We start from the raw sequence: 9,745 nt of genomic DNA on the forward strand, positions 1-9,745 counted from the left end.
CTCCGCCCGCGAGTCGCTGCACCGCGGCGGACCAGCACAGGGAGCGTGCCATGAAATCTCACTACCGCGTCGTTGTCATCGGCGGGGGCGTCGTCGGCGCCTCCGTTCTCTACCACCTTGCCCGCGAAGGCTGGTCCGATGTCTGCCTGATCGAACGCTCCGTTCTGACCGCCGGGTCAAGCTGGCACGCCGCCGGCGGTTTCCACGCGCTCAACGCCGACCCCAACATCGCCGGGCTTCAGGCCTACACCATCGACCTCCTCTCCGAGATCGAAAAGGAATCCGGCCAGTCCGTCGGCATGCACATGACCGGCGGCATGACGCTCGCGGGCACCCCCGACCGCTGGGAATGGCTGCAATCGGCCTACCGCACCTTTCAGTCGATCGGCATCGAGGATGTCCACCTCATCACGCCGGAGGAGGCGGGCGAGCTCTGCCCGATCATGTCCACCCACGGCATCTTGGGGGGCATGTGGGCCGAGCGCGAGGGCTATATCGACACAACCGGCACCGTCCACGCCTACGCGGGCGCGGCCAAGAAACGCGGCGCGCAGGTGATCGAGCACAACCGCGTGCTCGAGCTGAACCAGACCGCCGAGGGCTGGGAAGTCGTCACCGAGAAAGGCACCATCCAGACCGAACACGTGATCAACGCCGCCGGCCTCTGGGCCAAGCAGGTCGGCCGCATGGCGGGCATCGAACTGCCCGTCTCGCCCCTCAACCACCACTACCTCATCACCGACACCATCCCCGAGATCGCCGCGCTCGACAGGGAACTGCCCCTCGTCGTCGACCTCGAAGGCTTTACCTACATGCGGCAGGACCAGAAGGGCATGCTGCTCGGCATCTACGAGATCGACCACCAGCACTGGATGATGGACGGCGCCCCCTGGGAATACGGGTTCGAGCTGCAACAGGAAGACCCCGACCGCATCGAGAACGAACTGACCCTCGGCTTCCAGCGCTACCCCGTCCTGCAGGAGGCCGGCATCAAGTCCTGGGTCAACGGCGCCTTCACCTTCTCGCCCGACGGCAACCCGCTCGTCGGCCCCGTGCGCGGCAAGCCCGGCTACTGGTGCGCCTGCGCCGTGATGGCGGGCTTCCTGCAAGGCGGCGGCGTGGGCAAGTCGCTTGCCGAATGGATCATCCACGGGGAGCCGGAAGCGGATGTCTTCGGCATGGATGTCGCCCGCTACGGCGACTTCGCCGAGAACAAGGAATTCATCCGCCAGACCACGGGCCAGTTCTACACCCGCCGCTTCGTGATGACCTACCCCAACGAACAGCTCCCCGCCGGCCGCCCGCTCAAGATGGCCCCGGCCTATACCGACATGACCGCCGCCGGCGCCCGCTGGGGCGCAAGCTGGGGGCTGGAGCTGCCCCTCTACTTCGCCCCCTCCGAGGATTTCGAGGAAAGACCCACCCTCAAACGCTCCAACGCCTTCCCCATCGTCGCCGAGGAATGCAAGGCGGTGCGCGACACCGCCGGCCTGCTCGACATCTCTGGCTTCTCCCGCTTCGAGGTCAAGGGCGAGGGCGCCGAGGCGTGGCTCGACCACCTCCTCGCCTCCAAGCTCCCCGCGCCGGGCCGCGCCAAACTCGCCCCCATGCTGGCGCCGGATGGCCGCCTCAAGGGCGACCTCACCGTCTTCAACTGGGGCGACGGCACGTGGTGGCTCATGGGCTCCTACTACCTGCGCGAATGGCACATGCGCTGGTTCCACGACCACATGGGCGAACGCGTCACCCTCCGCGACATTTCCGACGCGACCGTGGGCTTCGGCGTCTCCGGCCCCAACGCCCGCAAGATCGTCGAGAAACTCACCGATGGCCCCATCGCCGAGCTGCCCTTCATGGGCTGCGGCACCTTCGATATCGGCCTCTACCGCTGCAAGGTGGGCCGCCTCTCCGTCGCGGGCGAGCTGGGCTACGAGATCCACTGCTCCGCGGCCGAACATATCGGCCTCCGCAAGCGACTCCTCCAAGCCGGCGCCGATCTCGGCCTTCGCGAGGTCGGCTTCAACGCCCTGCTCAGCCTCCGCCTCGAAAAGAGCTTCGGCATCTGGAGCGCCGAATTCACCCAGGGCTACACCCCCGCCGAAACCGGCATGGACCGCTGGATCGCGTGGGACAAGCCCGACTTCATCGGCAAGGCGGCGGCCCAGGCCGAACGCGACAGCGGCGGCCCCTCAACCCACATCGTCACCCTCGAGATCGACGCCGAAGACGCCGACGCCTCGGGGTTCGAGCCCGTCTGGCAGAACGGCAAGCGCGTGGGTTTCGTCACCTCCGGCGGCTATGGCCACACCACCGGCAAGTCGCTCGCCATGGCCATGCTCGACCGCGCCGCCACGGCGGAAGGCACCGACCTCACCGTCCACATCGTCGGCGCCGAACGGCCCGCGAAGGTCATCGCCCCCTCGCCCTACGACCCCTCCGGCAAGGCCATGAGGGCCTAGATGGAACAGGAAACCCGAGGCCGCACCTCCCGCCGCCGCCGCGCCCGCGACGGCGGTGCAGGCGCCCCCGCCCAGCGTCAGGTCAACTACCGCCAACTCCGCAACCCCTTCCCGCAGATGGCCGTCTTCTCCGACGACCGGATCGCGGCGATGCATGACAGCGCGCTGACCATGCTCGAAGAGCTCGGCATCAAGGTCCTCCTCCCCGAGGCCCGCCAGATCTTCGCCCGCGCCGGCGCCCGCGTCGACGAGTCCAGCCAGATGGTCTACCTCGGCCGCGACATCATCGCCGAGGCGCTCTCCACCGCGCCCAAATCCATCACCGCCCGCGCCGCCACGCGCGAGCGCGACCTCCTCCTAGAACTCGGCACGCTCACCTTCCAATGCGGCGCCGGTGCCCCCCATGCCACCGATCTCGAACGCGGCCGCCGCCCCGGCACGGGCCGCGATTTCCGCGAATTCGTCCAGATCGTGCAGCATTTCGACGTCCTCCATCTCATGCCCCCCGTGGTCGAGCCGCAGGATATCGACACGCATCTCCGCCACTACTTCACCATGGAGACGCAGCTTTCCCTCTCCGACAAGCTGCCCTTCGTCTTCGCCCGCGGCACGCCGCAGGTCACCGAAAGCTTCGAGATCCTCCGCGATTTCCGCGGCCTGACCGACGCCGACTTCCAAGCCGACCCCCACTGCTACACCGTCATCAACACCAACAGCCCCCGCGTCATCGACACGCCGATGGCGCAGGGCCTCATCGACTTCGCCAAACACCGGCAACTGTCCATCGTCACCCCCTTCACCCTGATGGGCGCCATGGCCCCCATCACCGTCGCCGGCGCCGTCACCCTCTCCCATGCCGAGGCGCTCGCCGCCATCGCGCTCACCCAGATGACCAACCCCGGCGCGCCGGTCATGTACGGAACCTTCACCTCGAACGTCGACATGAAGTCCGGCGCCCCGGCCTTCGGCACGCCCGAGCATTTCAAAGCCTCCCTCGCCGCCGGCCAGATGGCCCGCCTGATCGGCCTGCCCTGGCGCTGCGCCGGCGGCTCGGCGGCCAACGTCAACGACGCGCAGGCCGCCAATGAAAGCCAGTTCGGCCTCTGGGGCTGCCTCATGGCCGGGGCAACCACGATCATCCACGCCGCCGGCTGGCTCGAAGGCGGGCTCACCGTCTCCTACGAGAAGATCATCACCGATCTGGAAGTCCTGCAGATGGTCGCCGAGATGTGCGCCGCGACCCAGGCCGGCCCGGACGAGATCGCGCTGGATGCCCACCGCGAAGTCATGCCGTCGGGCCATTTCTTCGGCTGCGCCCACACCATGGCCCGCTACCAGACCGAGTTCTACCAGCCCCTCGTCGCCGACTGGTCGAATTACGGCACGTGGGAAGAGAACGGCAGCCGCACCGCCAGCGAGCGCGCCACCGGCATCTGGAAAAAGATCCTTCAGGATGACGTGCGCCCGGCGATGGACGAGGCTAAACTCGAGGCGATGCATCGTGACATCGCCAACCGCACCGCCGCCGGCGGTGCCCCGCCGGAGAGCTGAATGAGCAAGCGAGACCTGCCGATCCTGCACCGCGACGACCCCGAGAAGGAACCGCTCGTCGGCCATGTCAAGGTGACCCGCGAAGACTGGCTCAACGTCGCCCGCGACGTGCTGGTCAGCGACGGCGTGGCCGAGGTCAAGGTGCTCGCCCTCGGCCAGCGGCTCGACGTCTCGCGCTCCAGCTTCTACTGGTATTTCAAAAGCCGCAAACACCTGCTCGAAGCCCTGCTCGAGGACTGGGAGGCGCGCAACACCCGCACCATCGTCGCCCAGTGCGAACTGCCCGCCGCCTCCATCACCGAGGCGGTCGGCAACTTCTTCAAATGCTTCCTCAACCCCGACCTATTCGACCGTGGGCTCGACTTCGCCGTGCGCGAATGGTCCCGCCGCGACGGCACCGTCCGCCAGCGCATAGACGAGGCCGACCGCTCCCGCCTTGCCGCCGTGACACAGATGTTCGAACGCCACGGCTTTACCCCCTACGAGGCCGACGTGCGCGCCCGCATCCTCTATTACATGCAGCTGGGCTACCACGCCCTCGACGTGCGCGAACCGATGCAGGCCCGCTGCGACCGGCTGGCGGGCTACCTCAAGGGCTTCACCGGGCAGGAGGCCTCCGACGAGGAACTCGCCGCCATGTTCGCCTATGCCCACGCCCAGGACGGCAAGCAGTGACACGCTACTCGGCCTTCACCCTCTTCCGCGAAGGGCTGCGCGGTCACAAGGGCTGGCCGCAGGCCTGGCGCTCGCCCGCGCCGAAACCGGAATACGACGCCATCGTCATCGGCGGCGGCGGGCATGGCCTCGCCACCGCCTATTACCTCGCCAATAACCACAAAATCACCAAGGTTGCCGTGCTCGAAAAGGGCTGGCTCGGCGGCGGCAACACCGGGCGCAACACCACCGTGATCCGCTCGAACTACTTCTACCCCGAAAGCGCCGCGCTCTACGATTTCGGCGTGAAGCTCTACGAGGGGCTGTCTCGCGACCTCAACTACAACATCATGTTCTCGCAACGCGGCATGATCGTCACCGCCCATTCCGAGCACGACATGGAAATGGCCGCCCGCCAGACCAACGCCATGCGCCTCAACGGTGTCGATGCGGAACTCCTCGACCGCGACCAGGTGCTCAAACGCATCCCGCTGGCCAACACCCGCCCCGACTGCCGCCACCCGATCCACGGCGGCGTCCTGCAACCCCGCGCCGGCACCGGGCGCCACGACGCGGTCGCCTGGGGCCTCGCCCGCGCCGCCGATGCACGCGGCGTCGACATCATCCAGAATTGCGAGGTCACGGGTTTCATCACCGAGGCCGGCCGCTGCGTCGGCGTCGAAACCTCCCTTGGCCCGATCCGCGCAGGCGTCATCGGCGCCGCCACCGCCGGCCACTCCTCCGTCATCGCGCAGATGGCGGGCCTGCAACTCCCCATCACCAGCTACGCCCTGCAAGCCTTCGTCTCCGAACCCCTCAAGCCGGTGATGGATACCGTCTGGCTCGCCCCGCCCTTCGGCACCTATTTCAGCCAGTCCGACAAGGGCGGCCTTGTCATCGGCGGCGGGCTCGACCGCGTCCCATCCTACGGCCAGCGCGGCAACCTGCCCATGCAGGAAACCGTGCTCGCGGGCCTCTCCGAAATGGTCCCGGCGCTCGCCAAGGTCAAACTCCTGCGCCACTGGGCCGGCATCGTCGACGTCACCCCGGACAGCTCGCCCATCATCGGCCCCTCCGGCCTCGACGGGCTCTACCTCAACTGCGGCTGGGGTACCGGCGGCTTCAAATCCATCCCCGCCGGCGGCTGGCTCCTCGCCCACCTGATGGCCACCGGCACTCACCACGACCTCAGCCGCCCCTTCGACCTCACCCGCTTCCCCACGGGCCGCCTCATCGACGAAGGCGCCGCCTCGGGCATCGCGCATTAGGAGGCCCTCATGCAGATCTTCACCTGCCCCTTCTGCGGCCCCCGCGACGAGCGCGAATTCCACTTCGCCGCCGAGGCCGGCAAGACCCGCCCGGACACCACCGGCGAAGTCAGCGCCGAAACCTGGGCCGCCTACCTCCACGCCCAGCGCAACGACAAGGGCCGCACACGCGAAGTCTGGATGCACCTCCCTTGCGCCGAGCTCTTCCTCATGGAACGCGACAGCGTCACCATGGAGGTCTACGCCACCCACCCCCTCCGGAAAGCGCCGCAATGACCCTCCGCCTCCCCACCGGCGGCCTCATCGACCGCTCGAAACCCCTACGTTTCACCTTCGACGGCAAACCCCACACCGGCTTCGAAGGCGACACGATCGCGTCCGCCCTGCTGGCCAGCGGCACCCGCATCCTCGGCCGCAGCTTCAAGTACCACCGCCCCCGCGGCCTCTGGGGCGCCTGGGTGGACGAGCCCAACGCCATCATGTCCGTCACCCTGAACGGCCAGACCTTCCCCAACTGCCTCGCCACCACCACATACTTGCAAGACGGCATGCAAGCCCGCGCCGTCAACGCCTGGCCCTCCGCCCGGTTCGACGTGAAAGCCGGCCTCGACCTCTTCCACCGCTGGTTCGCGGCAGGCTTCTACTACAAGACCTTCATGTGGCCCGACTGGCACCTCTTCGAACCAATGATCCGTCGCATGGCCGGCCTCGGCGCCGTCTCCCCCGACCACCTCGACACCTACAGTTCGGATCAATCCCACGACCGCTGCGACACAATCGTCATCGGCGGCGGCCCGGCGGGCCTCGCCGCGGCAGAGGCGGCGGCCCAGGCCGGGCAGGATGTCCTCCTCGTCGAAGACCACGCCGACCTCGGCGGCACCGCTCACCAACTGGCCGATATCGAAGGCATCCCCACCTCCGACTGGATCACCGCCCGCCATTCCGCCATCCAATCCGCAGGCGGCCGCATCCTCACCCACACCACCGCCTTCGGCATCTACGACCACGGCCTCGTGGGCCTCGCCCAGAACGGCCCCTTCGGCACCGCCCCCCGCCTCATCCGCCTGCGCGCCAACCGCATCATCCTCGCCACCGGCGCCATCGACCGCCCGTTGACCTTCGCCAATAACGACCGCCCCGGCATCATGGCCGTCGCCGCCGCCGCCGAATACCTCGCCCGCTACGCCACCCTCCCCGGCCGCCAGATCGCCCTCCTCGCCACCACCCCGCAGGCCGACACCCTCGCGGCCCAACTCACCCAAGCCGGCGCCAACGTGACCCGCGTCGACCCCGCCCAAAGCCCCTTAAGCGCCCGGGGCGGCAAACGCCTCACCGCCCTGCAAGCGGGCGACCGAACCCACCCAGCCGACACCATCCTCGCCTCGGGCGGGCTCACCCCGCTCGTCCACCTCTGGCGCCACGCCGGCGGCAAGCTCGACTGGTGCGAACACCGCAACGCCTTCCTCCCCGGCACGCCACCGGCGAACATGACAGCCACCGGCGCCGCCAACGGCACCTTCGAAACCGACGAAGCCCTCGAACACGCCCGCGCCACAGGCGCAGGCACCCCCACCAAACGCCCCGACCCGAAACACCACCTCACCCCCCACTGGCCCACACCGGGCAGCCCCGGCCGCCAATGGATCGACTTCCAGCATGACGTCACCCTCAAGGATGTCGAACTTGCCGCCCGCGAAAACTACACCTCCGTCGAGCACCTGAAACGCTACACAACCCTCGGCATGGCCTCCGACCAGGGCAAAACCTCCAACATGCCCGGCCTCGCCGCCATGGCCGCCATTCAGGGCCGCCCCATCCCCGAGATCGGCACCACCACCTTCCGCCCGCCCTTCGTGCCCGTGCCCATCGAAATGTACCGCGGCGCGCACAGCAAACAGCTCTGGACCCCCCTCAAGCGCCTGCCCCTCGAACCCCAACACCGCGCCTCCGGCGCCGCCCTCGGCGACTACGGCGGCTGGCTCCGCCCCGGCTGGTGCGGCAAAGGCGACCCCGCAGAGGAAGCCCAATCCGAAGCCCTGATGGCCCGCCAAACCGCCGCCATCTTCGACGCCTCCCCCTTGGGCAAGATCGAGGTCATCGGCCCCGACGCCGGGGCCTTTGTCAACTTCGTCTACTACAACACCATCGCCACCCTGAAGCCGGGCCGCATCCGATACGGCTTCATGTTGACCGAGGGCGGCGCCGTCTTCGACGACGGCGTCATCGCCCGGCTCGACACGAACCGCTTCGTCATCTCGTGCTCCTCCAGCCATGTCGATGCCGTCCGCACCCATCTCGAAGCCTGGCGGCAGGACGGCAACGACCCCGACCGCATCTTCATCCACGACACCACCCAGCACTGGGCCACCCTCACCGTCACCGGCCCCCGGGCGCGCGCCCTCCTCGACACGCTCGACCTCGACACCGACGACATGCCCCACATGTCCCTCCGCGAAACCGCGTGGAACGGCACCCCCCTCCGCCTCGCCCGCGTCAGCTTCACCGGCGACACCAGCTTCGAACTCTCGATCCGCGCCTCGCACGCCCCGGCCCTCTGGGACGCCCTCCTCACCGCCGCCAAACCGCTCGACGCCGGCCCCATCGGCATCGAGGCCCTCTCCATCCTCCGCGCCGAGAAAGGCTTCCTCATGATCGGCAAGGACACCGACGGCGAAACCATGCCGCACGACCTCGGGTTCACGGCCCCGCGCCTGAAGAAATCCACCCCCTTCGTGGGCGACCGCAGCCTGCATACCGACAAGGCCAACGCCCCCGACCGCAAGCAACTCGTCGGCCTCACCGTCCCCTCCGGCACGCCCCCGCTTCCCACTGGCGCCCACCTGATCACCGACGACACCACCCCGCGCTCCTTAGGCTACGTCACCTCCAGCTACCAAAGCCCCACGCTCGGCCGCCCCATCGCCCTCGCCCTCCTCGAAAACGGCACCGACCGCATGGGCGACACCATCACCGCATGGCACCTTGGCAAGACCCGACAGGCCACCGTCAGCCCGCCCTGCGCCCTTGACCCCGAAGGAGACCGGCTCGATGCGTGACGACACCGCCCTCTGGGACGCCCCCCGCGACCCGGCCGCGCCCATCGACCTAGGCAAGGCCAAACTCACGCGGGTGCAGCTCACCCGCCAGACCCTCGTCTCCGGCCCGAACGTCCTGCAACAAACCGACCTCCCCCTCGTCGACTGGCCCGGCGCGGCCCCCGCCGGCGCCTACGCCGCCATCCTCCGCCGCGACCGCGTCCTGCTGGTCAACGCCCCCGAGGCGCCCGACGGCTGGAACGACACCGCCCAACAGGCCACCTCCGACGTCACCGACGCCTACACCGTCTTCGACCTGACCGGAGACGCGCTGCCGTTCCTCCAGCGCGGCGCCGAGATCACCCCCGACATCCCCTCCCGATCCGTCGCAAGGCTCCTCTTCGGCCTGGGCGTCTTCCTCTACCGGCTGGACGACGGCACAACCTACCGCCTCCACGTCCCCCGCGCCCACGCCGAGGCGCTGATCCAACATTTCGAGAAAGCCGCCAGCCACACCTGACCCCACCCGCCAAGCCGGGCGAGCGCCACATCGCGTCGTGGTATTAACCCCGTCCCGGCCTCCGAGCCGGGACCTCGCACCGCAAGAGGCCCCGGGTCAGGCCCGGGGCAGGAAGCTAAACCCGTAGCAACTGTCTTTCTCATCCCGCCACTGGCTGGTGCTCCCTCTGATCCCGCAGCATGGCATTGAGGATAGTGAGCAGCTTGCGGGCGCAGGCGATGATGGCGAGTTTGACGGGCTTTCCCGCCTCCTGCAGCT

The 9,745-nt window shown here is 68.5% G+C and carries 7 protein-coding genes and 1 pseudogene; 7 read left to right on the forward strand and 1 reads right to left on the reverse strand.

From position 1 onward, the window contains the following. Positions 1-50 precede the first annotated feature (50 nt). Genes RLN94_RS19040 through RLN94_RS19070 form a run of 7 tightly spaced genes read left to right on the forward strand, consistent with a single transcriptional unit; the run spans position 51 to position 9,487 of the window. Positions 51-2,459, forward strand: coding sequence for a GcvT family protein (locus RLN94_RS19040; RefSeq protein ID WP_350131997.1), 2,409 nt, complete (start codon positions 51-53; stop codon positions 2,457-2,459). Then, positions 2,460-4,010: a trimethylamine methyltransferase family protein gene (locus RLN94_RS19045; protein WP_350132000.1), complete on the forward strand. Its 1,551-nt coding sequence runs from the start codon at positions 2,460-2,462 to the stop codon at positions 4,008-4,010. After that, positions 4,011-4,685: a TetR/AcrR family transcriptional regulator gene (locus RLN94_RS19050; RefSeq protein ID WP_350132003.1), complete on the forward strand. Its 675-nt coding sequence runs from the start codon at positions 4,011-4,013 to the stop codon at positions 4,683-4,685. Continuing rightward, positions 4,682-5,932 carry a sarcosine oxidase subunit beta family protein gene (locus RLN94_RS19055; RefSeq protein ID WP_350132006.1) on the forward strand — a complete coding sequence of 417 codons (1,251 nt, stop codon included), beginning with the start codon at positions 4,682-4,684 and terminating at the stop codon, positions 5,930-5,932. Before RLN94_RS19050 ends, RLN94_RS19055 begins: the two co-directional genes overlap by 4 nt. 9 nt (positions 5,933-5,941) lie before the next feature. Next, positions 5,942-6,208 (forward strand): sarcosine oxidase subunit delta, encoded by a 267-nt coding sequence (locus RLN94_RS19060; protein WP_350132008.1) that lies wholly within the window; start codon positions 5,942-5,944, stop codon positions 6,206-6,208. Continuing rightward, positions 6,205-8,988: a 2Fe-2S iron-sulfur cluster-binding protein gene (locus tag RLN94_RS19065; RefSeq protein ID WP_350132011.1), complete on the forward strand. Its 2,784-nt coding sequence runs from the start codon at positions 6,205-6,207 to the stop codon at positions 8,986-8,988. Before RLN94_RS19060 ends, RLN94_RS19065 begins: the two co-directional genes overlap by 4 nt. After that, a complete protein-coding gene (locus RLN94_RS19070; RefSeq protein ID WP_350132014.1) occupies positions 8,981-9,487 on the forward strand; it encodes a hypothetical protein in 507 nt (168 codons plus the stop codon). The genes RLN94_RS19065 and RLN94_RS19070 overlap by 8 nt, the downstream gene beginning before the upstream one ends. Positions 9,488-9,626: 139 nt before the next feature. On the opposite strand, the pseudogene RLN94_RS19075 reads toward RLN94_RS19070, so the two are convergent. Next, positions 9,627-9,745: pseudogene (locus RLN94_RS19075) on the reverse strand (IS110-like element ISRfsp2 family transposase); the annotation flags it as partial.

The sequence above is a fragment of the Roseovarius sp. genome (assembly GCF_040223625.1).
GTDB lineage: Bacteria > Pseudomonadota > Alphaproteobacteria > Rhodobacterales > Rhodobacteraceae > Roseovarius.

Coding starts and splice junctions, on each gene's coding strand:
- RLN94_RS19060 (WP_350132008.1), top strand. CDS start 5,942: ATGCAGATCTTCACCTGCCCCTTCTGCGGCCCCCGCGACGAGCGCGAA.
- RLN94_RS19045 (WP_350132000.1), top strand. CDS start 2,460: ATGGAACAGGAAACCCGAGGCCGCACCTCCCGCCGCCGCCGCGCCCGC.
- RLN94_RS19070 (WP_350132014.1), top strand. CDS start 8,981: ATGCGTGACGACACCGCCCTCTGGGACGCCCCCCGCGACCCGGCCGCG.
- RLN94_RS19040 (WP_350131997.1), top strand. CDS start 51: ATGAAATCTCACTACCGCGTCGTTGTCATCGGCGGGGGCGTCGTCGGC.
- RLN94_RS19065 (WP_350132011.1), top strand. CDS start 6,205: ATGACCCTCCGCCTCCCCACCGGCGGCCTCATCGACCGCTCGAAACCC.
- RLN94_RS19050 (WP_350132003.1), top strand. CDS start 4,011: ATGAGCAAGCGAGACCTGCCGATCCTGCACCGCGACGACCCCGAGAAG.